Source organism: uncultured Gardnerella sp. (genome assembly GCF_947280595.1).
Classification (GTDB): domain Bacteria; phylum Actinomycetota; class Actinomycetes; order Actinomycetales; family Bifidobacteriaceae; genus Bifidobacterium; species Bifidobacterium vaginale_A.
In genome coordinates, this window is the sequence record NZ_CAMYOS010000011.1 from 1 (window position 1) to 25111 (window position 25111).

Here is a 25111-nt window from a genome sequence, read left to right on the forward strand (position 1 = left end):
GCATAGCAATGTACCCTGTAGCATCAATCGAAAAGCCATTTTCTAGGCCGCAAGGAAGTGCTGGCGCTAGATCTTTTGCTCCAATAGGTTTTGCGCTTCTTGCTGCAGTATGCATGATTCCATCTATTGCTGCAGCAATGGCGTTTTTGGCTATTAACACGAATCTTTTGTGGATTGCAAGCATTATGTTCGTAGTGAACGGTGCAATCGTACTGGTTGTTGGCGTAATTCTTGGTGGCAAAGTAATGGATAAGCGCATGATTCGCATTGTAGAAAACTTACACAGATTCGACTCGATTACTGCGTAGGTTTATATAACTTGCTAAAAGCTAATAGATATCGCTTTGATTACAATCAGCTTTTAATAAGTATTGTTGATTTTGTTGATTGTTGATAGTTAATGCTTTTATGTACTAAATATTTGTGAGTGTTAATGTATCTATCGCATGAGATAATAGCCAACGGTACTTTTGTTGCTGCTTCTTGCGATTTTACTTATTTGCACGTAATTTACTTGTAAATTGTGGTGTTTGTTAGCGTAGATTTTGTAGTAGTTTGCGAACAATCAACCGTGAAGTTAGTACGCTTTCTTCAAAGCGATATTTTTCGTAAAGCTGTAGCAAACGCTGGAATTCCAACGTTTTAAGGATGGTATATTACTTTGGCTGAGTTTATTTATCAAATGATTAAAGCGCGTAAGTCTTATGGAGATCGCGTAATTCTTGACGATGTTACTTTAAGCTTCCTCCCAGGTGCAAAAATTGGTGTAGTTGGACCTAATGGCATGGGTAAATCTACTCTGCTTAAAATTATGGCTGGCTTAGAGAATGTTTCTAATGGTGAGGCTTATATTACTCCAGGTTACACTGTTGGAATTTTGCAACAGGAGCCGCCGCTGGATGAAACTAAAACAGTTGGCGAAAACATTAAAATGGCGTTTGGTGAGATTGCGCAAAAAGTGGCGCGCTTTAATCAAATTGGCGAAGAAATGGCTAATCCGGATGCTGATTTCGATGCTTTGATGGAAGAAATGGGAAAGTTGCAAACGGATATTGATGCTGCTAACGGTTGGGATTTGGATTCCCAGCTTGAGCAGGCAATGGATGCTTTGCAATGCCCTGATCCAGATTCTCCAGTATCTGTATGCTCTGGTGGCGAAAGACGTCGAGTTGCATTGTGTAAGCTTCTTCTTGAAGCTCCTGATTTATTGCTTTTAGATGAGCCTACGAATCACTTAGATGCTGAGTCTATTTTGTGGCTTGAACAGTTCTTGCATAACTATAAAGGTGCTGTTATTGCAGTTACGCACGATCGTTACTTTATGGATAACGTAGCAGAATGGATTTGCGAGGTGGATCGCGGTCAGCTTTACCCATACAAAGGTAACTACACTACTTATTTGGAAACAAAAGCTAAGCGTATGGAAATACAAGGCGCTAAGGATGCTAAGCTTGCTAAACGTTTGAAGAATGAGTTGGATTGGGTTCGTAGCTCGCCTAAGGCACGCCAAGCTAAGAACAAGGCTCGTTTGGAACGTTACGATCAGATGGAGCAAGAGGCACGTAATTCCAAGAAGCTTGACTTCTCTGAGATTCAGATTCCGGCAGGTCCACGTTTGGGTTCACAAGTTTTGGAAGCAAAGCATATTCACAAAGCTTTCGGCGAGAGAGTGCTTATTGACGACTTGTCATTTACTTTACCTCGTAACGGTATTGTTGGAGTGATTGGTCCAAACGGCGTTGGAAAGTCTACGCTTTTCAAAACGATTGTTGGCTTAGAACCACTTTCTGGAGGTGAGCTTACAGTTGGAGATACTGTGAAGATTTCTTACGTTGATCAGAATCGTGCAGGATTGGATCCTAATAAGAACTTGTGGGAAGCTGTTTCAGGCGGACTTGATTTTATTGAAGTTGCAGGCGTTGAAATTCCTACTCGTGCATACGTTGCAAGCTTTGGATTTAAAGGTTCGGATCAACAGAAGCTTACAGGTGTGCTTTCTGGTGGTGAACGTAATCGTTTGAACTTGGCTTTAACGCTTAAGCAGGGTGGAAACTTACTTCTTCTCGATGAGCCTACTAACGATTTGGATGTTGAAACTTTGGAAAGCTTAGAAAATGCTTTACTTGATTTCCCTGGTTGTGCAGTTGTTGTTTCTCACGATCGTTGGTTCTTAGACCGTGTTGCAACGCATATTCTTGCTTGGGAAGGCGATGACGATAATCCAGCTAAGTGGTATTGGTTTGAAGGTAACTTCCAAGCTTACGAAGAAAATAAGATTGCACGTTTGGGTGAGGAAGCTGCTCGTCCGCATCGCTTGCATAGGAAGCTTACTAGATAACTTTTTTGATTTTCAATCGTTATAATTTGTTTGATTTTTTCGTAAAATCTTAAGTTTTATGCGCTAGGCATTGTGAAATTAAATCATATTGCTTAGCGCTTAATTGATTCGATGTGTGTATTAAAATCACGTATTGAACTAAAAAGGAGAATAAATGCCAATACTTGATAAAAACGATTCTGCTAAAGTTCAAGAATATGAGGATTTTGTAAAAAACTCTCCATTTGGATATGCTACTCAAGATATGCAGTGGGCAAAAGTTAAAAGCAATTGGATTAGTGAGTATGTTTATCTTGAAGAGAATGGGAAAATTACAGCAGCTATGTCTGTTCTTGGCATTAAAGCTGTAGATAATAAAGTGTTTCTTTATGCTCCTAGAGGTCCGGTATCTGATTTTTATAATATTGAAACTACTAAAAAGCTTATTGATGAAGCAAAACCTCTGTTTGCAAAATATAATGCATTTCTTCTAAGAATGGATCCTTGTGTAAAAGACGATCAAGATCTTGTTAAAAAGTATAGGGATGAAGGTTTTACTTTTAGAAGTGAAGGTGAAAATCCTCATTCTTTCTCTAATCCTCGTTGCGATATGATTCTTAATATGGAAGGCAAGTCTGAAGAAGACTTAATGGCTGGCTTTAGCGCTATGACTAGAAGACATATACGTGCTTCAATAAAAGCTGGTGTTACTTCCAGGTGGGGAAGATCTCAAGAAGATATCGATACTTTTTATAAGCTTACAGAAATTATGGCAGATAGGCATGGTATTACGCACAGACCTAAAGAGTACTTTGAAAGGCTATTAGCTGCATATCCAGATATTAGAATTTATACTTCTGAGTATGAAGGAGAACCTATTTCTTGCATGATTGGTTTTCCTTACAAAGATATGATGTGGTATATTTACGGTGCCACTGAGAGTGTGAAGGGCAAAGTTAGCCCAGGGTATCTTTCTATTTGGGATTTAATTCTATGGGGTAAAGAACTCGGCATGAAGTATTTCAATATGGGTGCAGTTTACTCTTTTGATATTAGTGATGGGCTTTATTTCTTTAAGTATGGATTCTGCAAGTCTAATGAGCCTTCTATGTGGATCGGTGAATTGGATGTTGTGCTAGATGATGATGCTTACAGTAAATTCATAAGTAGATAGCAGAACTTGTTATTTATTTTATAGTTTGTTTTATAGAATTCTCTTATTTGTTGTGGCTGAGCTCTCGGAGTTTCTCTCATCGCAAGATTTTTACATTGCTCTAAGAGAAACTCCGAGAGCTCTTTGCATGTTTAGTCTTTTAATCTTCGGTTAATCACTGAGATTTTTCGATTTTTCTTCTTCATTCGATGAATCACCATCGGGCTGCGAATCGACCGAGATTAAAGCAGCATAGTGCGCTTTAAGCTCCCTCGATGAGTGAGCTGGCACAGAGAGGAAGTCCAGTGGACTTCCTCGCCAGCGAAGTGTCGAACTGTTAGTGCGTGCGCGATAAAAAATTGCACTAAAGATCTCATTCAGGGCGAAAAATCTTAAATCTCTGCCTAACTAATGGCAAAGCATACTTTGTAAATAATCCTATACAATTGTTGATAAAATTTACTGTTTTTTGACTGTGTTTGTGAGGTGTGGGAATTACTTACCTCACAGGAGCTTCAACTTTTTACGCATGTTTAAATGTTGTTGCTTGTAGTAGTAAAAGGTAGATTTTAGCTTACTTTAGTTTTGTGAAGAGTTTGGATTAGGTGTAACTTTTTTAAATACCGTTTCGCTTTTTATTGTTCGTTAAGTATTTTCCGCACCTCACTAGTACACAATCTATACTTAACTTTCTTTGTAAATAATCCTATACAATTGTTTACAATAAAATTTTTATGTTTATTAGAAATATTTTAGTAAATTTGATAGTGTCTTATTAAAATTTTGACAATTTTATCTTCTAAAATTTATTAGCATTTTGTTAAAATGGCATTATGGCTTTAACAAAAGATGAACTTGCAGCAATTCGTGCGCGTGTACCGCAAAAACCAATATCAGATGTACCTACTCCATATGAAGATTTAGTGCGAAAAATCTTGATGGAAGGGACGTTAAAATCAGATCGTACTGGTACAGGTACAATTTCGCTTTTTGGACAGCAAATTCGTTTTGATATAAGTGAATATTTTCCGCTTATTACTACGAAAACTGTGTTTTTCAAAGGTCTTGCTTACGAATTACTTTGGTTTCTTAAAGGCTCAAGTAATGTGCGATGGCTTCAAGAAAATGGAGTTCATATTTGGGATGAGTGGGCTGATGAAAATGGTGATTTAGGCCCTGTTTACGGTGTGCAGTGGAGGAGTTGGCCAGCTGCGACTAAAGAAAATCCTAATCGCACGATTGATCAGATTGCTAATGTTTTAGATCTTATGAAAAATCATCCTGATTCTCGTAGAATGATTGTTAGCGCTTGGAATCCTGCTGAAGTTGAGAATATGGCGTTGCCTCCGTGCCACTCGCTTTTCCAATTTTATGTTGCAGATGGAAAGCTTTCATGTCAGTTGTATCAACGTTCTTGTGACATGTTCCTTGGCGTTCCTTTTAATATAGCTTCATATTCTCTTTTAACTATGATGATGGCTCAGCAAGCAGGTTTGAAGCCTGGAGAATTTGTGTGGACTGGCGGTGATTGTCATATTTACGATAATCATGTTGAACAGGTTTTAGAACAACTTTCTCGCGTTCCATATCAATATCCGCATCTTGAAATTCATAAGGCTTCTTCGATTTTTGACTACGAATACAGTGATTTTAAGGTTGTTGATTATAAGCATCATCCTACTATTAAAGCGCCAGTTGCTGTTTGATTATTATTTTGTTGATTTTTAGCGAATTTGAGTCGCCTAGGAGTTTTTATGCTAAATGGTATTCCAGTACGTTTAATTTGGGGACAAGCTCTAGATTTAGAAGGCAACATTGGTGCAATGGGAGTAAATGGTGGTATGCCTTGGAGACTTTCTCCGGATTTGCGCTATTTTAAGGAGATGACAATTGGTTGCCCTGTGATTATGGGTCGTGGAACATGGGATTCTACGCCAGAAAAATTCCGTCCTCTTCCGGGACGTGAAAATATTATTGTGTCTAGAAATCCTGATTTTATGCCTGATGGAGCAAAAAGTTTTACGAGTATAAATGACGCTATTTCTTATGCTTATCAATGGATTGAAGATAAGAATCATCCAAATTGCATTGATTTACCTAAAGACGGTGTAGCGATTTGGATTATTGGAGGAGGGTCAATATTTAAGGAGATAATTAACTCTAATATTGTTGATGCTGCTTATGTAACACAAATTGATTTTAGAGTGAATGCTGATACTTTTGCTCCAAATATTATGCATCTCGTAGATGAAGGTTTGTGGAAGGTTGATCGCGAAGGCGAGTGGATTACTTCTGAAATGAAAGTCGATGGAAAGAAAGTTTTCGCAAAATATAAATTTATGGTTTATAAACCAGTTAGATAATGGGGCAGAATTATGAATTGTGATAATAAAATTCACGTAGATGCTAAGAATCCTTATGTTGTTATGACTGTTTGTACAGGTAATATTTGTCGTTCTCCTATGGCGGAGATTGTTTTGCGAAACGAGTTTCAGCTAAGAGGTTTGGGTGATGTTGTAGCTGTTAAATCGAGTGGTGTTAGCGATGAAGAATATGGTAATCCTATTGACAATCGCGCTAAAAGAGAGTTAATTAAGCGTGGTTACAATTTGCCTAGAACTCATTTTGCTCACCGTATTGATGCAAGTGAGATCGCGGAAACAAACCTATTCTTGCCAATGACAGCTTCGCATATGCGCTCGCTGATTAGATTATTGCCAGTTGAAAAGCGTTCTCTTGTGCATATGTATCGTTCTTTTGATCCATCTATTCAAAAGCCTGCCCCAGGGCGTGAAATGCTTCTTGATTTAGCTGATCCGTGGTACGGAGGTCCTCTAGAGTTTGAAGTAGCTATGAATCAAGTTGAACAATGCGCTCCTTATATTGTCGATTGGGTGGAGAGTCAAATTACTCGTCAATAAGTTTCGTAGTTAAATCGCTAGTTTTAAGTGTTGATTTGTTTTAGTTTATTTACATAAAGCAGAGTTCATTTATTTGTTGTGTAAATGTGAGTTATTTGCACATTAGTTGCATATTCGACCTATTTTTGAACGATAAAACAAGCCAAAAACGTTGATATACCAACTTTATGACAAAAGTCGGGCTGGCGGGATTTGAACCCGCGGCCTCTTCGTCCCGAACGAAGCGCGCTACCAAACTGCGCTACAGCCCGATGTTGAAAAATCATATGAATGTTTCAACAACGTCCGCAATGTTACAGGTTGGCACATACAATTTATTTCTATATTTTCATGCTGTATTCCCTTTTGACTACACTTAACGATTATGATTGACACGAATACTGCAATGCCTGCCGCACAAAACGCTGCAGAAGACGAAGAAACAGATAACACAAATGAAATGGGCACCGTTGAGCGCGCTGAGATGCTGCTTGCACAAGATGAAGCAATTGCTAAGCGAGTTGATGAAGGTGCAACGCTTGATGAAGCAATAGACCCAAGTAACAAGGAATTTGGTCCACTTGCTCATCCTGAGCAAGTGCAAATGCGTGTTGCTAAGCGTGCGATGATGCTTAAGGAAGGTGTGCAGCCTTATCCAGTTCATCTTAATGTTACGGACACTATTGATGATGTTCGTAAGCAGTTTGACGGTAAGCTTCAAGCTGGCGAAGAAACTGATACCGAGGTTGGTATTGCAGGTCGTGTTCTTTTCTTGCGTAATGCAGGTGGATTGTGTTTCGTGAAACTTTCTGCTGGAGATGGAACTACGATTCAGGCTATGGTTTCTAAGAAGGAAATTGGCGATGAATCCATTAAAAGCTTCAAGCAGATAGTTGATTTAGGCGATCACTTGTATGTGCGTGGTCGTGTGATTTCTTCAAAAACAGGCGAGTTGTCAGTATTTGTAACCGAATGGGCGATTGCTGCTAAGGCTTTACAACCTCTTCCTGCTTTGCATAAGGAATTGAGTGATGATACTCGCACGCGTAAGCCTTATATTGGCATGATTGCAGATGAGAAGATTCGCGATATGGTTCGCAAGCGTTCTCGCGCTGTTGCTTCTCTTCGCCGAACCTTCGACAGTCATGACTTCTTGGAAGTTGAAACTCCAATGTTGCAAACTGTTCATGGTGGCGCTGCAGCTCGACCATTTACTACTCATATGAACGCTTTTGATATTGATCTTTATTTGAGAATTGCTCCTGAGCTTTTCTTGAAGCGTTGCTTGGTTGGTGGCATTGAGCGAGTGTTCGAAATCAATCGTGATTTTAGAAATGAAGGTGTGGATGCAACTCACGCTCCAGAGTTTACAATGCTTGAGGCTTATCAAGCTTATGGAACATACGATACGATTGCAGATCTTACTAAAGAATTGATTCAAAAATCTGCAATTGACGCTTTCGGATCTACTAAAGTTACTTTGCTTAACGGCGAAGAATATGATTTCGGTGGCGAGTGGAAGCAAATTACAATGTATGGTTCGCTTAGCGAGGCTTTGGGTGAAGAGATTACTCCTGAAACTTCTGTTGAGCATTTAGGCATACTAGCAGATAAACTCGGCGTTGAGCGCGATGAAGTTGAGAATCACGGCAAGTTGGTTGAGCACTTGTGGGAGCATTTCTACGAGGATAAGCTTTATGAGCCAACATTTGTGCGCGACTTCCCAGTTGAAACAAGCCCGCTTGTTAAGGGTCATCGTACGAAGCCTGGAATGGTTGAGAAGTGGGATTTGTATGTTCGTGGATTCGAACTTGCAACCGGCTATTCAGAGCTTAATGATCCTGTTGTTCAGCGAGAACGTTTTGTTGCTCAAGCTAAGGATGCTTTGGCTGGAGATGTTGAAGCAATGGATATTGACGAGGACTTCATTGAAGCTCTTGGTGTTGGTATGCCTCCTGCAGGCGGAATGGGCATGGGTATTGATCGTTTGCTTATTGCGCTTACTGGTGCAACTATTCGCGAAACTATTACATTCCCACTTGTAAAGCCATTGCGCTAGTTGATGCAAAATTTAATGCAAGTAGTCGTACGAAACGAATAGACTAGGTAATTATGACATATAAATTAGTATTGCTCCGACATGGTCAGAGCGCATGGAATAAAACCAATCAGTTTACTGGTTGGGTTGATGTACCGCTGACTGAGCAAGGTGTTGAGGAAGCTAAGCATGGTGGCGAGCTTCTTAAAGAGAAGAATGTTCTTCCAGACATCGTGTTCACTTCTTTGCTTCGTAGAGCTATCAATACAGCAAATTATGCTCTTGATGCAGCAGATCGCCTTTGGATTCCAGTTCGCAGGAGCTGGCGTTTGAATGAGCGTCACTATGGTGCTTTGCAAGGTAAGAACAAGTCTGCAATTCGTCAAGAATATGGCGATGAGAAGTTTATGATTTGGCGTCGTTCTTACGCAACTCCACCTCCTGAGATTGATCCAAACGATCAATATTCTCAATCTAATGATCCTCGTTATGCAGGGGAGCCAGTCCCAGAAACTGAGGCTTTGGCAAATGTTGTAACTCGAGTGACACCTTATTGGGAGTCCGATATTATTCCAGAACTTAAGTCAGGCAAGACTGTAATGATTGCAGCTCATGGCAATAGCTTGCGCGCTATTGTTAAGATGCTTGATGGCTTGAGCGAGGAAGAGATTTCAAAGGTTAATATTCCTACAGCTATTCCTTTGCTTTACGAGTTGGATGAAAACTTTAAGCCAATTAAGCCTCGTGGCGAATACTTGGATCCAGAAGCTGCTGCTGCTGGCGCTGCTGCTGTTGCTGCTCAAGGTCAAAAGTAATAGTCTGTTATTATTTTAAAAAAGTAGGTCTGTAACTTGATTGCAGACCTACTTTTTTGTATTTTGCTTGTATTTTAGTTATTTAGTAATTAACTCTTTATTCAACAATCGTGTCTTTATCTGGCTCTGGCTTCTTAGACGGATCGAAACCTGAAACAATAAACACTACTTGCCTTGCTGCAGCTACGCAATGATCTCCAATACGCTCAATAAACCTGCTTAGTAAAACTAAATCAATAAGTTGTTTACGTGTTCCATGCCAAGAATCACTTTCAACAGTTGAGAAAATCTTCTCGTGCAACTTATCAAGTGTATCGTCACTATCTATTATTGCATTTGCAATTTCGACATCATGCTTTGAAAGCATATCTATTAGTCGTCCAGAAAGCACTTGTAGAAAATCGATCATCGAAGTGATAGTATCTTTAGCTTCTTCAGGTATTGCTGAATCAGGCCAAGTTCGTCTTGTAATTTGTGCTACGTGGCTTGTTAGATCTCCCATGCGTTCGAATGTAGTTGCTAGTCGCATTGTTGCTACAACTTCTCGCAAATCTGTTGCAACTGGATTTTGTCTTGCAAGCAAAGTTAAGCATTGGTCAATTACTCTATCTTCTAGTGCATCAAGTTTTATATCTTGGTCTATGACTTCTTGTGCAAGATCTATATCTGCTTTAACTAACGCGTTTCCAGAATCGTTCATGGCTTTTGCTACAAGCTCAGCCATGCGTTCTAAGTCTTTAGCCACGGCTTTCATCTCTTCGTTGAAAATCACTCTCATGGTGTGTCCTTTCTTGTTCGCGTAATTGTTTGCAAGCGCTCTATCTAATTATAAGTGACGCTTACAACTAAGATTGTGATTTTTTAGAGTGAATTGTTAAAATTTTCTAATTTGTCTTAGGATTTTATTAACTGAGATACAAGAATTACAATATATTTTATTTAGTGTTACTAAAACGTGAGAAATATGAGATTATAAAAATATGCCTCAAGATTCTTCAACTGTTGTGTTTATAGTATTTGGCGTTGTTGTTGTATGCGTCTTGTTAGCTTTGTTTATGCTTATATCGGATTGGTTTTTGCCACTCTCTAATTGCATTATTCAATTTTTTTCTAGATTTAAGTGTTTTATATTAAAATCTTTTAGATTTTCTAAAGCAAATCTAAATAATATTCCTTATGATTCTTCATCGAACGCAGATGATATTAGCGAAGATGCTTCTAAAGTTTTGGCTATGCTCAATTCTCCAACTATTGTAATTGATTCTGAAAATGATGTGATTCGTGCAAGCTTTGAAGCTTATATGCTTGGAGTTGTTGCTGATGATGATTCGATTGTTCAGCCAAAAGTAATACGTGCAGTTAATAATGTTCGTTCTTCTGGAACATGTGAGCGTTTTAATTTAGTTACTTCTACTCCTGACAGATATATTGATGTTCAAGATGATGTTTTTAGCTTAGATCACGATTCTTATGAGTCTAGAGATAATTGTGAGAATTGTAAAACATCTGCTTTATCAACAGTAACTAGACCTAATTGGCTTAATGTTACGGTTGGAAGTATTGGAAATGGCTTGATTGTTGTAATTATTGAAGATACTAGTGCTGCTCATCGTTTTGCTCAAACTCGTGAAGATTTTATATCTAATGTTTCTGATCAGCTTATAAGTTCTACTCGCATGATTTCAAATTTGACTAAAGTTTTGCAATTTGAGCGTGTAAGTGATGTAAGCGAAGAGAAAATAAAAAATGTAGCTGCGCTCGCAAATAAATCGTCTAAGCGTCTTGAACATATGTTAGAAGATTTGTTGCTTTTAATCAGCGCTCAAGATCCTATAAATCCTAATGATTCAAGTATTTTATCTGTTAAAGATATTATTGATGAAGTTAAAAATCAGGTTGTTTCTTTAGCTGCAAATTGTTGTGTGAAAATTAGAGTCCAATCTGAGTCTTCTTTGAAAGTTTTAGGTTATGAAAATCAGATTTGTACTGCTATTCGTAAATTAGTCGAAAATGCTATTGTTTATTCTCATAAGAATGGCGTTGTTTCTATCAAAGCAGCCGCGTCAGGGAGTGGAAAATATGCTCTTATTAAAGTAGTAGATTGCGGTGTTGGAATTCCGCTATGCGATCAATCGCGTATTTTTGAACGTTTTTATCGTTCTAGTAATCAAAACGATAATAGTCAAGACGGTGTTGGTCTAGGGTTGGCAATTGCGAAGCATGTTGCATTAACACATAATGGTTGGATTACTTTGTGGAGTAAGCCTAATCAAGGTACAACTGTAAATTTTGTTTTGCCTATAGCTCCGATTGGTGCTGATTTATTGTAAAATGCTCTTTTATAGGTCAAAATATTGAAAGTTTAAGTTGTTGGGGATTAAGAGTGGAAGAAAATATGGATATTTTTAATACTTGCGATTGTGACTCTAGTGTCAAATGTGATGAAAATAATTCTGTTAATCCTCCTGTGGCTGAAAAAATTCCAGAAAAACGTGAATATTATGGTGATATTTTTATAGATAATTATGCTTGGATGAAGGATTGTAATAATCCTATTGTTCGTAAATATATTGATGCTCAAAATAAGTACACTTCGTCTAAAGTCGCGCATTTAAGTGGATTGCGTAAAAAATTATTTCAAGAATTGAAGTCAAGAGTACAAGAAACAGATATGTCTGTACCAACTCGAATGAATGGATATTGGTATTATGTGCGAACTTGTGAAGGGAGTCAGTATGCAATTCAGTGCAGAATTCCAGTTATTAAAGATGATGATTGGGTTGCGCCTGTAATTGATGAAAAAGCAGAACCTGGAACTACAGATTATGAAGAAGTTATTTTTGATGCAAATTTAGAAGCCAATATTACTAATTCATCGTTCTTTAGACTAGGTGGGATGGATGTAAGTTTAGACGGTATGCGCATGCTCTATGGAATAGATGTTCATGGAGACGAGCGATATGACTACTATATTCGCGATCTTCACATTGAAGAATCTGCATCCTCAAAGCGTAGAACTGTCACTTATACTCAATTAGATGATTCTTGGAAAGGTATTTCTTCTGCATCTCTTTCTCCTGATGGAAAATGGGTGTGGTATGTGCGATTAGATGATGCATGGCGTCCATATCAAGTTTTCAGGCATAAAGTAGGAGAACCAACAAGTAGTGATGTAAAAGTTTATGAGGAATTAGACGAGCGATTTTGGGTAAATGCATCTATTAGTTTTGATGATAGGTATGTAGTAATTTGTAGTGATTCCAAGACTACTTCTAAAGTGCTTATAACTCCTTTAAGTTCTCCAGAAGACGATTTTCGCATGGTTGTTAATCCTATTGATGGAGTTGAGTACGATGTATCTTTTGCTTGTTTTGAGCATGGTGGCGAAGATGGTGAAGATATTCCTTTAGTTATTATTAACCATAATGCGCGTAATCCTAATTTTGAGATTGATGTTATTGATATGCGCAATCCTGTAAATAATTCTTACTCAAATAATTTTGACATTATTTGTAAGAATATGCCATACAATATTGGAGATGGAGTTTGTATTGCTTCTGGATCTCCTTACGGATGCGAAAAAGGTGATGAAGTCATTCATGATGCTTCTAATATGCCAATTAGCACTCCTTATTTTGTTGCTGAAAATCCAAGTATTATGCAAGGATGCGTAGGTTTAAGTATTGATGGATTATCTATGTATAAAAATTATGCATTGATAACTTATCGTGCAAATGGCTTGCCTCATTTGGCTGTTGTGTCTAAAAGTGAAGCTGTTAAAGATTTTCTTGACGCAAGACCGTGGAATTTTAGAGAAATTTGTGTAAATAATATTTTAGATTCTGCTGAGTGTTCTGACTTTGCTGAGTGTTCTTCATTTGACGCTGAATGCTTTGATTTCAATAAATCTTCAACTGAAAGTTATGCTAATTCTTCTGTTAAAGATTCTTCTGCTAATTCTTCTGATAAAGATTCTTCTAGTTTTCAAACAAGAGTAAAACTTCAAACAATCTCGCAAAAAGATGTAAATGCTAATAGGTTGTATTCTATTTACCCTGTTGGAAACCCATCTTACGAAGCTCCATGTTTACGTTATGCTTTTTCTAGTTATGCTACTTTAGGTCAATTGCGTGAATTAAATCCAATAACAGGTGAAGATAGACTTTTAAAAAAAGGTAAAATTCTTGGCGATTTTGATGAGAATCGCTATGCTGAACGCAGAGTTTGGATTATTGCTAGAGATGGTGAGCGTGTTCCTGTTTCGTTGGTGTGGAATCGCGATACTGTAGCTAATACAAACGCTATGTTTATAACTGCTTATGGTGCTTATGAAATAAGTTCAGATCCAGCGTTTTGTGTTTCTAGATTAAGTTTATTGGATCGCGGAGTCTTGTATGCGCAAGTACATGTGCGTGGCGGTGGAGAAATGGGTCGAGCTTGGTATGAACAAGGTAGACGACGTAATAAAAAGCATACTTTTGAAGATTTTATTGATGCAACTTATTCATTACAAGAACAAGGATATGCGTCTTGTGAACAAACTGTTGCAAATGGAGGTTCTGCTGGCGGTCTTCTTATGGGAGCTGTGGCAAATATGGCTCCTAATCTTTATTCTGGAATAGAAGCCGATGTGCCTTTTGTTGATTCTCTTACAACTATGTTGGATACTTCATTGCCTTTGACTGTAACTGAATGGGATGAATGGGGAGATCCTTTAGACAATGTTGAAGATTATAAATATATGAAATCTTATTCTCCTTACGAAAATATTCCTGAATTTTCAAGTAATTCTAAGAGTGAGAATTGTGGAAATGTTAAGAGTGAGAATTGTGGAAATACTTTGAATCATTTTCCAAAAATATTGATTACTACTTCTATGAACGATACTAGAGTTCTTGTTACAGAGCCAATTAAATGGTTAGCTCGTTTACAGGAGTCTGGAATTGACGCTATAGCGTATATACAAACAGACGGTGGTCATGGAGGAACTTCTGGAAGATACAATAGTTGGAAAGAAGTATCTTATGAAAATGCTTGGTGTCTTGATGCTATGAAAGTAAGTTTATAAATATATAAATTATTTGTTTGAATAATAAAATGCATTATAATGTTATATCCATTATCCTGTATCATGTGTAGATGTTTTATGTCGAATCTGTCAATAAGTGATTGAAAAATGTATTAAAATAGATGGTGGTTATATATAATTGTTTATGGAGTTGTCAAAGTAGCCCAATGAAGATAGCTGCTTACGAATATTGGAGGTAAAAGTGGTATTAAAGAAGAGTAATTTTAATATCGCAACGGAAGATTTGCCTCTTTCTCACACTACTTTGTTTAAGCATGTTCCTTTAGATGAAGCTCGTGAGCTATTTGAGAGTTTAAGGCAATCTGTGTTTTCTAAAGGTGATGTGATTTTTAATGAGGGAGATAAAGATCACAGAATGTATCTTCTCGAGCGTGGTCGCGTTAAGCTTGTAAGACATTCTCGTGATAATCGTATTCAACTTTTAAGTATTCACACACATGGTGAAATTCTTGGTGAAATACCAGTTTTTGATCCTGCAGGTGGTCCGCGTACTGCATCTGCAATTGCGCTAACAGATAATACGTCTGTGTTGTGGGTGGATCACGATGTGCTTTTTGCTTGGATTGGTAAGCATCCTACGGTTGCTGTGAGCATGTTGCAAGTTTTAGCTGCACGACTTCGTGCAAATAATGAACATATTTCCGACTTAGTGTTTATGGATGTTCCAGCGCGTTTAGCTAAGACTATATTGAATTTAGCTTCTAGATTTGGCGAGCCTATTCGTGAAGGGCTATTAGTTCAGCATGATTTAACACAAGAGGAATTAGCTCAATTAGTTGGATCTTCTCGTGAAACAGTTAATAAAGCTTTGATGGATTTTTCTAACCGAGGATGGATTAAACGCCGTGGAAGGTCAATTATTATTTTCGAACCCGGAATGTTGATTCGTAGAGCAGAACGTTAAATAGTTTAATAGTTCAAGTAGCTTGAATAGTTCAAATAGCTTGAATAGTTTGAATAGCTTGAATAGCTTGAATAAATGTTAAGAATAAGAATTATAAAAATAGATAATAATTCCTAAAAATAGTTGCGAAAATAATTTAAATAAAAAATTTCAGAATAAATGATTTCAGAATAAAAAATTTTGTGACCAATAATCAATAGCGGAAATTGTGGGCGATGAGGGACTCGAACCCCCGACATCCACCGTGTAAAGGTGGCGCTCTAGCCAGCTGAGCTAATCGCCCGCTTGAAACAAGATACATTATGGTATGTACTAGAGTCAAGTTGTGTCGTAATATTTTTTACTTTTGCTTATTTTTCACTTTTATTACATTTTATTTTCTTAATCTACAAGCCGGAAGATTGTTCACGTCTTTTCCAGATCTAATAACTTCTAAAGCTTTCAATGCTTCGTCAATCGTTGCGACTTTTACAACTCTCATTCCATTTGGTATATGTCCAACTACTTCATCGCAATTAGATTCTGGCGCTAAAAACCAAGTTGCTCCGTCACGTTTTGCTCCTATCATTTTTAGGCGTATTCCGCCTATTTCTCCAACGTTTCCTTTCTCGTCAATAGTGCCTGTTCCTGCAATTACTTTTCCGCCTGTTATATCGTATTTAGATAGCTTATTTAGTATTCCGAGAGTGTATATCATTCCTGCAGAAGGTCCGCCTATATCTTCTACATGTAGAGATATTTTTTTGCCTTCAGCAGATAATCCAAGTTCTTTAGCTTTATTTTTTGCAGCTTTTATTGCGCTATCTTGAGATGAATTCATCTCATTTTCTGATTCTTCTTCGTATTGATTTGCTGTTTGACCAATAGGAACTATCAATTCGCGTGGAAGAACATCGCGATTTGGGTTAAGCCAAGATGTAATAGCGTTCAATGTTGATGTTTCATATCCTGGTACGCCTGAAATTCCAACTGTAAGTAATAGTAATTTTCCAGATTTTTTTGATGTATCTGTTTTTATATTTATAACTTCTAATCCATCGATTTTACCCATTACGTCTTGTGTCGGCCCTGGTTCTTCAATTACGTAAGCGCTCGGAAGAATCAGTGCAAAGATTGCAAGTATTACAGCTGCTATTCCAATAAAATACCTAATCGAGTGGTATGAAAAGTAACAATAAACTGATTTCGAGCACGATTTAATAATCGTCACGAATTTTTCAAAATTGTCTTTTATAATGTGCGTAATACAAGGAAATTTAAGCATGCTAATAATAATACTCGAGCATGTGTTGTGGCGCGAGTCGAAACAGTCGCGTAAAGTATAGCAAATAGGATTATTCGCTCAGGAGGTCAATCGTCGATGGCTCAGAACACCAATACTTCTCGTAATACTTCCAGTATGGAACGAGTTGGAAAGCGTAAGTTCGGTTATAATGTATCGCAAGTAAATGAATTTCTTGAGCGTGCTCACAAATCGTATGTGAGCAACGATATGGAATTGACTCAGAAAGATATTCAAGAAGTATCTTTTGATTTGGAACGCAATGGATATGTTATTTCTCAAGTTGATGCTGCGTTATCTCGTTTAGAAAATGCTGTAGTAGATAAAATCACGGAGTATGATATTTCTCATCGCGGTCGAGTTGTTTGGAAAGCAGAACTTGAAGATATTTATCGCACTTTATTAAAGCATGCTAAGCGCGCTGAGCGTCAACGTTTTGCTCCAGGCGAAGATAAGCGTCCTTCATATGATCGTACTCAAGTAGATGAGTTGGTTAATCAGATTTTAGATAAAATAGCTGTTTCTTTGGGTCGTGCTCCTTCATGGGATACTGAAGAAGATATTCTTAATGAAATTGAGTCTGAATTTGTGTCTGATATTGTTTTTACACAACGTAAAGGTAAGCGCGGATATGATGAGCGTCAAGTTGATTATTATTTGAATGCTTGTGTTCGCGTATTAAGTAAGCTTGAGTCTTATGACCGTATTTCTAATGATTTAGATGTGAACGCTGCTGATTCTTATGAGGATTCTAATTCAGAAGAGAAATCTGATTCTGAGTTTGGTTTGTCTTCTTTAGTAAAAAATAGTGAGGATAATTCAGCTGAATCTAGTGAAAAAAATGTATCTAGTTTGCCATCATTTGCTCCTACTTCCTCTAGTGCTAATGCTGAAGGAACTGTTGAAGCTGCACTAAGCGCATCTAATCTTTTTGGTGATTCTAATGCTGAGTTAGATAAAGAAAATCCTGTAGTATCTTCTTCGTTAAGTGATTTGGCTAATGGAGCTGTTCCTGAAAAGCAAAGTATTTTTGCTCCAGTTGAACATGATTCAGATGATGATAATTCTGATACAGATGACGATATGGTCCAAAGCGCAACTGTATTGTCTAATGTTAATAAGTCATCTGCTCCACTTCCTCCAGCTTTTCCTCCTGCTCCTAAGAAAAGCAGTTCTGAGCCTTTAGTTTCTGAGCCTTTAGTTTCTGATTCCTCAAATTCGGATTTGAATTCTAATAGTGAGGATCATTCTTCGCTTAATTTTGAGCAAAGTCGAAGCCTTAATTTAGATATACCTGACTTATCTTTCCCAATAATGAATAAGTTAGGCTCTTTCGACAGCTCTTCGGATAGTGATACTTCAGATAGCGAGAATAATTAGATTCGATCCTAAATTATATACGGCAATTTAGGAAGTGTTTTTAGTAAGAAAATATGCCTGTATATAGTGATGAAGCGGTAGTGCTTAGAACTTTTCCACTTGGTGAAGCAGATCGTATAGTTATTATGCTTACTCGTAACCATGGGAAAGTTAAGGCTGTTGCAAAAGGTGTGCGGAAATTAAAATCGCGTTTTGGCGGAAGACTAGAACCGTTTATGCGCGTTAGCACGTTGATTGCTAAAGGCAAATCTCTTGATGTTATTTCGCAAGCTGTTTCGCTGTATGCCTATGCAGCATCTATATGCGCAGACTATGATTTGTATAAATATGCAAATCTAATGGTTGAAGTTGTAGACGATATTGTTGGTGATTCATATCAAGATTCTTCTTCACAATACGCATTGCTTATTGCTGCTTTATCTGCACTTTCTCGTAATGCACATTCTCCTGAAACAATAGGAATGTCGTATGTTATGCGTGCATTATGTATTGCAGGCTGGTTGCCACGTATTGATTCTTGTGCTGTGTGCGGAACGAATGAAAATCTTTGCTATTTTAGTCCATCTTCTGGTGGTATTACCTGTGCTTCTGATTGTTCTAGTGAATCTTTACGTTGTAATGATGAAGTTCGCCAGAAAATTCGTGCATTGATACAAGGAGATTGGAATAATCTTGATGGAAGTGCTTTAGATGATGTTGTTGTTGCTTGTGTGAAATCTTGGTGTGAATATTATTTAGAACGTCCGATTCGTTCTATGAATTTTTCGGATAGTTTTTAGTTTAAGAAGTAAGTAATAAGTAGTATTTTTACGTTTTAATTCTTTCTTTATGTTCTGATTTTTTAAGTCAGTTTTAAGTAAATTTATGTTTTACTAATGTATACTTGTTTAATAGTTTTGCGTAATAATTTGCATATTTATGTAATAATTTGCGCTAGCTGATTGATTTATGAGCAGAAAGTGATGACAATATTTTATAACTGTGATCATTGAGTTTGGAGGTTTTAAATGAGCGATGTCAATAATAGTATTGATGATTTTAGTAGCAAAAATCAAGTGAATAATACTCCTGAAAATAGTAATTATTCTAATGAAGATAACAATAATAGTTTCAAACAACAACAAGATTCTAGTGCTTATGAATCATCTATGAATTCAGATGCTAGTATTTCGTTCGATCCTAAATCTTCTTCGCCTTCTTCAGATTCTTCAAATCTTCACGGTCAATCTTCGCAGTATCCACAAGCTCAGTATCCTCAGGCTCAGTATCCTCAAGCGCAGTATCCTCAAGCGCAGCCTCAGCAATCTCAGTATTCTCAGATGCAATTCAATCAGCAGAATGCGCAATTTAACCAGCCTTCTCAGCCTTATGCACCTCAAAATTATAACCAGTCTTCTCAAGCTTATAATCAATTTAATCAGCCGCAGTTTGCTCAAGCGCAAGCTCAGTATGCTCAGACGCAACAACAGTATCCACAAGCTCAATATAATCAAGCTCAATATAATCAAGCTCAATATAATCAAGCTCAATATCCACAATCTCAGTATTCTCAGATGCAATTTAATTGTCAGTCTAGTTATAAGAAGCCTGATTATTCGCATTCTATGACTTATAATCAAAACAGCTCTCAATATGGATATAGGCAAAATGCTGAAACTGAACGCTTAGAAACATACTATACTTCTACATGGAATAAAAGAGAAAAAATATTATTAGCTATTATTTGCGTAGTTTCTATTGGCTTTACATATTTGTCTAATAAAGTTTTATATGATACGTTTAATTCTTATTATCTTTATCGTCATTATTATCACACTCTGCCGAAAATTATGTTTTTATTTATAGATAACCTTTTATGGGCTTCTTATTCATTGTTACCGTTTACGCTAATATTCTCATTTGCAATAGTGCTTCGTAAAAAGTATTCAGTTATTTTACCTTCTATTTGTTCTATAGCAACTACTTTTTTGGTTCAAGCATTTCTCGACTTTATAATTTACAAAAATCATGATTTTAGCTCGTATTTGAAATTCATTGCTTATGCTATAGTGCCGACAGTTATTTTTGCTATTGTTTTAGAAATTTTGCAATGTAAGTTTATGATTCGTAAAAGATCAAATATTTTAAGTTCTATAATTTTAACGTTTGTATCTTCATTTATTTACGTATTTACTCATTTTGTTTTTTTGATTATATTATTCAAATCTAGCTATGATGTTTCTGACTACATGTATTCGATGATAAGCTCAGTTATATTATTGGTTGTTATTCCAGTGCTTGTATCTTTAATTATGAAACTACTTGGTCTTCCGAAGTTTCTTAATCCTCAAAGAGAGGAAATGAATCTGTAGCATAAGTAATTTTTCTTGAAAATAGTATTGATAATTTATTTCGCTCATTTAATGGTGTTTATAATTTATTTTGATTATTATGAATTATTGTTTTAGATGAGTGTTGTGTTCGTTTAATGGAGTTGTTAGATTCATAATTATGCTTAGCGAAAATGTTGATTATACATCTTTAGATATTCCTGCTGCTCCTTTTAGCGACCCTTCGCGCATACCTGATTTTTCTAAAAATGCAGTTCCTCGTCACATTGGCGTAATTATGGATGGGAATGGTAGATGGGCGCAAGAGCGTGGAATGATTCGCACAGAAGGTCATAGAGCTGCTGAGCCAGTTGTATTCGATATCATTGCTGGAGCTATAGAAGCTGGAGTTAGATACTTGAGTTTGTATACGTTTTCAACTGAAAACTGGAAGCGTTCTCCGCAAGAAGTACATTTTTTGATGGGATTTTCTAGGGATATTATTCGTAGACGCGTAAAACAGATGAACGATTGGGGAGTAAGAGTCAGGTGGTCTGGTAGACGTCCTCGATTATGGAAGTCTGTAATTGATGAATTAGAGCGTGCACAAGAATATACGAAGAATAATTCTACTATTGATGTAATTTTTTGCATTAACTACGGCGGTCGTGCAGAAATTGCTGATGCTTGCGCATCTATTCTTAAAGAAGTTCGAGAAGGTAAAATCAAAGGTGATCGTGTCACGGAGAAAATGATTTCAGATCATTTATATAATCCTGATGTTCCTGATTGTGATTTAGTTATTCGTACATCTGGTGAACAGCGCACGAGTAATTTTTTGCCGTGGGAAGCATCTTATGCTGAACTTGATTTTGTTCCTGAATTATTCCCAGACTACACTAGAGAAGCTTTGTGGCGTTCTATAGAGCGTTATGAGCATCGAAATCGTCGTTTTGGTGGAGTTAAAAAGTAGTAAATAAACATTATTAAACATTATAGAGTGAATATGTTAAACACTAATAGTGAAACATTCAGCGTAGGAATTTTGGGATTAGGTCTTATAGGTGGATCTTTAGCAAAACGATTAGCTAAAGAAAACTGTACTGTGTATGCATATAATCGACATTCTCAAATGTATAATCAAGCAAAAGAATTAGGAATTATATGTGTGGATAGTGTTAAAGAACTTGCACTGAAGAAGCCTAATGTATTATTCCTTTGCAATTCTTTATCTTCTATGCCAATTGTTCTTTCGCAATTAGAACATAATATAGATAAATCTATTACTACACTTAGTGATGTTGGTAGTGTAAAAAGTTTAGTTAGACAGCAAGTAAAAGAAGCTAATCTTGCAGATTGTTATGTTGGTGCACATCCAATGGCTGGAAGTGAGTTTACTGGTTGGGAAGCATCTTGCAACGAACTTTTAGATAGTGCATTATGGGCATTGACTGTAGACTCTTGTACGCAATTATGGCGTGTAGCAAATGTTTTACATGTTATTACTAACGTATGTAAAAATAGAGCAATAGTAATTAACGATAGTGTTCACGACAAATCAGCTGCTTTAATATCTCACATGCCTCATGTTGTTGCTACTGCGCTAGCAAACGTATTATGTAATAATCCTAATCGCAATATTGCAATACAGCTCGCTGCTGGATCTTGGAGAGATATGACGCGTGTATCTTTAACTGATCCACAGCGCACTCGTGCTATGGTTAGCGAAGATAGAGATAATGTGTCAATACTTTTGCGCTCGCTTATTGCGCAGTTAGATAAAGCTGCAAGTATGTTAGAAGATTCTGCACAAAATTCGGATGATGCTGAGCGAGAATTTTTTGATGAAGCTAAAGCTTGGCGTGAATATAAGTATGCTATGCGTTTAAGTAAAAGTAAAAATATTTCAAAAAAGCATTTAGAGCACGGTTGTGAGTGTGGTTCTTGTGAGTGTGATTCTTGTGAGTGTGGTTCTTGTGAGTGTGATTCGTCATCTTCTTGGCGCGAGAATCTTTTGAATTCTGCTAAAAAAGGTGAAGAAATTATTGGAATTTCAAATAATAAAGACTTTTTTGATGGAAAGTTTTATGCTGCTAACAAGCTTTCTGTTGATAGTAAATATTCATATGAATTTCTTGTAAGAAAAAACGCAAATATGTTGAAATTTATGTGTTAAGTGGTGATCTATGCAATCGCAAAATAAATCTTGTTCTATAGATAGTTTTAATCTTCCGGATGTAATTCCTATGGGTGCTCGAATTGTTGTTAGAACTTGTAAAATCAGAAATATTCCAGGTGAATCTGAGTGTAAGCATCGTGAATATTATGACGTTATTGGTCATGTGATTGATTGGGATGGTGTAACTCTTCATATAATGCGAGATCCTGCTGCTAATGGTTCTCGTCCTGCTCAAGAAATGTATATAGACTCATCGGAAATAGTTCGGTGGAAACCTATTTTAGAAAGACGATTTCAAAAACCCTTAAAATAAGATATTCTTTCAATTAAAGTGCTGAGTTAAATATTAAAAATTAGATTTAATCAATGGTGAAAGCTATGAAGAATATGCGATTTTGTAAGCTTCTTGAAGATTATTGTTCGTATATTACAAACAATAAAGGTTTAAGTAAGCATACTGTTAAAGCGTATGGTTCAGATGTCGAGCGATTTCTTAAATGGTGTGAAGATTGCGGTGAAGAAGAACTAAATAGACTTTCAACTAACGATATTAGATTATGGATGGCTTATGAGTCTTCACAGGTTGTTCGTTCTAGTTTAGCGAGGAAAGTAGTAGCTATTCGCGGATTTTTAGATTGGTGTGTGCATTCAAATAACATAAAATCTAATCCTGCACAAATTATTTGTACTCCTAAAATAGCAAATGTTCTTCCAAATGTATTAGATGAATCCCTTGCAAAAAGACTTATGGACTATGCGGATTCGCAAAGTGATTCTGTTTCTTTCAAGTCTTTTTCTGTGAATGAAAGTTTATGTAATAATTCAAATTTAAGTGAGCAGAATAAATCTTCTGATATTTCTTATAATTCTGATAATTCTGATAATTCTAATAATTTTGATAATTCGGATAGTTCTGTTAATGAATCTTCAAGTGGTTCTGACGGGTCTGATAGTGAGTATTCTGATATCTCTGATAGTGAATCTTCTAGTAACTTTGTTAAACCAGCTAATAAATCTTCTCATGATAGGGCATTGCGTTTGCGTGATACTGCAATGTTAGAGCTTCTATATGCTACAGGTATGCGTGTTGGGGAACTTGTACTTTTAAGCTTGAATGATGTTAATTTTGAAAATAATACAGTTAAGGTTACAGGTAAAGGAAATAAGCAGAGAGTAATACCATTTGGTATACCAGCTGCGCGTGCTTTGCAAGAATGGCTTTCTACTTATGGGCGAGGAGAGCTTGTAAAAGTAGATTGTTTTGATAATTTTTCAAATAAAGGTTACGGTGATGTTATAGAGCTTAATAAGAAAAATCGTAATCATGAATCGAGTCGTGAAATAAATGATACTGCTGAAAAAGCTTTATTTGTTGGAGCTCGTGGAAAGAGGATAGATCAAAGGGTAGTTAGAGAAGTAGTTCATAGAATGGCTGCTCTAGCTCATGTTCCAGATATTTCTCCTCACTCTTTGCGACATAGTGCTGCAACTCATATGCTTAATGGTGGAGCTGATTTGCGTGAAGTGCAAGAATTATTAGGTCATTCTTCGCTTACAACTACTCAAAGATATACTCATGTTTCAATTGAAGCTCTAAAAAAACGTTATTCTCAAGCATTTCCTAGAGCGTAGCTTATAAGTAATTCTTATTAGTTATATTTTTGTGTTGTTGTGTTTGTTTTCTTGGTGTTTTTCTGCTGTTGTCTTTCTTGTTGTTTTTCTGTTTATTAGTGTTTTCGTATTTTTTGTGTTTAGACTAGACTCTTATATATACGTAAAACAAAGGTTTAATATGATTGCAATTACAACTTCAAACTTAAATGGTATTCGTGCAGCTTCTAAAAAGGGTATGCTTGATTGGTCTGATTCGCACACTTCTGATGTGTGGTGTATACAAGAAGTGCGTGCTCCTCAAGATGCAATCGATGCAATTATGTCGAAAATTAAAATTGGATATATCGAATCTGAAAATAATGAGATTAAAGAAAATTCTCATGAAAACGACAATTTTACGTATATCAACGAAGTTTGCAAAGTAAAAGGTCGTGCTGGCGTAGCGCTAGTTACATCACTTCCTGTAGTTGGAAAGCGCTATGGATTGCCTGGTTTAAGTGAGGATGTGGATTCTGGACGTTGGATTGAAACAGATGTGCTCACTCCGCAAGGTTATGAGATTACTGTTGTAAGTGTCTACGTTCATGCTGGCAATGTTGATGACGTTGAAAAAATGCATCAAAAATTCCGATTTTTAGACACAATGCTCACTCGTTTAGGTGAACTTCGTGATATCGCTGCAAGCGGTGGGAATCAGGCGATTTTATGCGGTGATTTTAATATTGCGCACACTGCTTTAGATATAAAAAATGCTAAAGCTAATGAAAAAAATGCTGGATTCTTGCCTGAAGAGCGTGCTTATATTGACCGTTGGATTAACGAGTATGAGTTTGTTGATGTTATGCGAATGCTTGCAGGAGATATTCAAGGTCCATACACATGGTGGAGTCAGCGCGGTAAGGCGTTTGATAATAACGTTGGATGGAGGTTAGATTATCAATTTGCTACTCCAGAGCTTGCTGAAACAGCTTGCGGATTTGTTATCGATCGAGCACAAAGTTACGATACTAGATGGTCGGATCATGCTCCTTTAACGATCCGATATAATTTGTGATAGTAGTTTCATTGTTTCGTTGTGCGTTTGTATTGTTGTGACTTTTTTAAATTTAGTATTGTTTTGCTTTTAATTTT

The 25111-nt window shown here is 36.7% G+C and carries 20 protein-coding genes, 2 tRNA genes and 1 pseudogene; 19 read left to right on the forward strand and 4 right to left on the reverse strand.

The window, feature by feature from the left end; translation table 11 throughout:
* The 6 genes and pseudogenes from Q0X59_RS04410 to Q0X59_RS04435 all read left to right on the forward strand — a co-directional run.
* Positions 1 to 308 (forward strand): annotated as a pseudogene (locus Q0X59_RS04410) (hypothetical protein); the annotation flags it as partial.
* Between the two features lie 353 nt (positions 309 to 661).
* Positions 662 to 2338: an energy-dependent translational throttle protein EttA gene (ettA, locus tag Q0X59_RS04415; protein WP_297643422.1), complete on the forward strand. Its 1677-nt coding sequence runs from the start codon at positions 662 to 664 to the stop codon at positions 2336 to 2338.
* Between the two features lie 154 nt (positions 2339 to 2492).
* On the forward strand, positions 2493 to 3491 hold the full coding sequence (locus Q0X59_RS04420) for a GNAT family N-acetyltransferase (protein WP_075523563.1): 999 nt from the start codon (positions 2493 to 2495) through the stop codon (positions 3489 to 3491).
* Positions 3492 to 4303: 812 nt separating this feature from the next.
* Positions 4304 to 5176 carry a thymidylate synthase gene (locus tag Q0X59_RS04425; protein ID WP_075523998.1) on the forward strand — a complete coding sequence of 291 codons (873 nt, stop codon included), beginning with the start codon at positions 4304 to 4306 and terminating at the stop codon, positions 5174 to 5176.
* A 48-nt stretch (positions 5177 to 5224) separates the two neighbouring features.
* The gene (locus Q0X59_RS04430; RefSeq protein WP_297643424.1) at positions 5225 to 5833 is read left to right on the forward strand and encodes a dihydrofolate reductase; all 609 of its coding nucleotides are present in this window, start codon (positions 5225 to 5227) and stop codon (positions 5831 to 5833) included.
* 12 nt (positions 5834 to 5845) lie between these two features.
* Positions 5846 to 6391, forward strand: a complete 546-nt coding sequence (locus Q0X59_RS04435) for a low molecular weight protein-tyrosine-phosphatase (protein ID WP_103043500.1) — start codon at positions 5846 to 5848, stop codon at positions 6389 to 6391.
* A gap of 177 nt (positions 6392 to 6568) precedes the next feature.
* Here Q0X59_RS04435 and Q0X59_RS04440 read toward each other — a convergent pair.
* Positions 6569 to 6642: transfer RNA gene (locus tag Q0X59_RS04440), tRNA-Pro, on the reverse strand.
* A gap of 113 nt (positions 6643 to 6755) precedes the next feature.
* Here Q0X59_RS04440 and lysS point away from each other — a divergent pair.
* Positions 6756 to 8429, forward strand: a complete 1674-nt coding sequence (lysS, locus tag Q0X59_RS04445) for a lysine--tRNA ligase (protein ID WP_296158044.1) — start codon at positions 6756 to 6758, stop codon at positions 8427 to 8429.
* Positions 8430 to 8482: 53 nt separating this feature from the next.
* Entirely contained in the window at positions 8483 to 9223 is a 741-nt protein-coding gene (locus tag Q0X59_RS04450; RefSeq protein ID WP_297643427.1) for a phosphoglyceromutase, read from the forward strand.
* 97 nt (positions 9224 to 9320) lie between these two features.
* Here Q0X59_RS04450 and phoU read toward each other — a convergent pair whose 3' ends face one another.
* Complete coding sequence (phoU, locus tag Q0X59_RS04455) at positions 9321 to 10001, reverse strand: phosphate signaling complex protein PhoU (protein ID WP_297643429.1); 681 nt, start codon at positions 9999 to 10001, stop codon at positions 9321 to 9323.
* Positions 10002 to 10203: 202 nt separating this feature from the next.
* On the opposite strand from phoU, the gene Q0X59_RS04460 reads away from it, so the two are divergent.
* The 3 genes from Q0X59_RS04460 (at position 10204) to Q0X59_RS04470 (ending at position 15216) form a co-directional block, all read left to right on the forward strand.
* Positions 10204 to 11553, forward strand: a complete 1350-nt coding sequence (locus Q0X59_RS04460; RefSeq protein ID WP_296158004.1) for an ATP-binding protein — start codon at positions 10204 to 10206, stop codon at positions 11551 to 11553.
* 65 nt (positions 11554 to 11618) lie between these two features.
* Complete coding sequence (locus Q0X59_RS04465; RefSeq protein ID WP_366517017.1) at positions 11619 to 14291, forward strand: prolyl oligopeptidase family serine peptidase; 2673 nt, start codon at positions 11619 to 11621, stop codon at positions 14289 to 14291.
* A 202-nt stretch (positions 14292 to 14493) separates the two neighbouring features.
* A complete protein-coding gene (locus Q0X59_RS04470; RefSeq protein WP_075523991.1) occupies positions 14494 to 15216 on the forward strand; it encodes a Crp/Fnr family transcriptional regulator in 723 nt (240 codons plus the stop codon).
* 209 nt (positions 15217 to 15425) lie between these two features.
* On the opposite strand, the gene Q0X59_RS04475 is transcribed toward Q0X59_RS04470, so the two are convergent.
* A tRNA-Val gene (locus tag Q0X59_RS04475) sits at positions 15426 to 15499 on the reverse strand.
* 90 nt (positions 15500 to 15589) lie between these two features.
* Positions 15590 to 16426, reverse strand: coding sequence for a S16 family serine protease (locus Q0X59_RS04480; RefSeq protein ID WP_297643434.1), 837 nt, complete (start codon positions 16424 to 16426; stop codon positions 15590 to 15592).
* A 150-nt stretch (positions 16427 to 16576) separates the two neighbouring features.
* On the opposite strand from Q0X59_RS04480, the gene Q0X59_RS04485 reads away from it, so the two are divergent.
* From Q0X59_RS04485 to Q0X59_RS04520, 8 genes are all read left to right on the forward strand, one after another.
* Positions 16577 to 17878 (forward strand): DivIVA domain-containing protein, encoded by a 1302-nt coding sequence (locus Q0X59_RS04485; protein WP_297643436.1) that lies wholly within the window; start codon positions 16577 to 16579, stop codon positions 17876 to 17878.
* Between the two features lie 53 nt (positions 17879 to 17931).
* Positions 17932 to 18657: a DNA repair protein RecO gene (recO, locus tag Q0X59_RS04490; protein WP_075523989.1), complete on the forward strand. Its 726-nt coding sequence runs from the start codon at positions 17932 to 17934 to the stop codon at positions 18655 to 18657.
* Between the two features lie 228 nt (positions 18658 to 18885).
* On the forward strand, positions 18886 to 20229 hold the full coding sequence (locus Q0X59_RS04495) for a Yip1 family protein (RefSeq protein ID WP_297643439.1): 1344 nt from the start codon (positions 18886 to 18888) through the stop codon (positions 20227 to 20229).
* A 139-nt stretch (positions 20230 to 20368) separates the two neighbouring features.
* Positions 20369 to 21160, forward strand: coding sequence for an isoprenyl transferase (locus Q0X59_RS04500; protein WP_075523987.1), 792 nt, complete (start codon positions 20369 to 20371; stop codon positions 21158 to 21160).
* Between the two features lie 33 nt (positions 21161 to 21193).
* On the forward strand, positions 21194 to 22363 hold the full coding sequence (locus tag Q0X59_RS04505) for a prephenate dehydrogenase/arogenate dehydrogenase family protein (RefSeq protein WP_297643441.1): 1170 nt from the start codon (positions 21194 to 21196) through the stop codon (positions 22361 to 22363).
* Positions 22364 to 22373: 10 nt separating this feature from the next.
* Positions 22374 to 22679: a DUF6725 family protein gene (locus Q0X59_RS04510; RefSeq protein ID WP_199172747.1), complete on the forward strand. Its 306-nt coding sequence runs from the start codon at positions 22374 to 22376 to the stop codon at positions 22677 to 22679.
* A gap of 65 nt (positions 22680 to 22744) precedes the next feature.
* Positions 22745 to 23998, forward strand: coding sequence for a tyrosine recombinase XerC (locus Q0X59_RS04515; RefSeq protein ID WP_297643443.1), 1254 nt, complete (start codon positions 22745 to 22747; stop codon positions 23996 to 23998).
* A gap of 160 nt (positions 23999 to 24158) precedes the next feature.
* Positions 24159 to 25034 carry an exodeoxyribonuclease III gene (locus Q0X59_RS04520; RefSeq protein ID WP_297643445.1) on the forward strand — a complete coding sequence of 292 codons (876 nt, stop codon included), beginning with the start codon at positions 24159 to 24161 and terminating at the stop codon, positions 25032 to 25034.
* Positions 25035 to 25111: the final 77 nt, after the last annotated feature.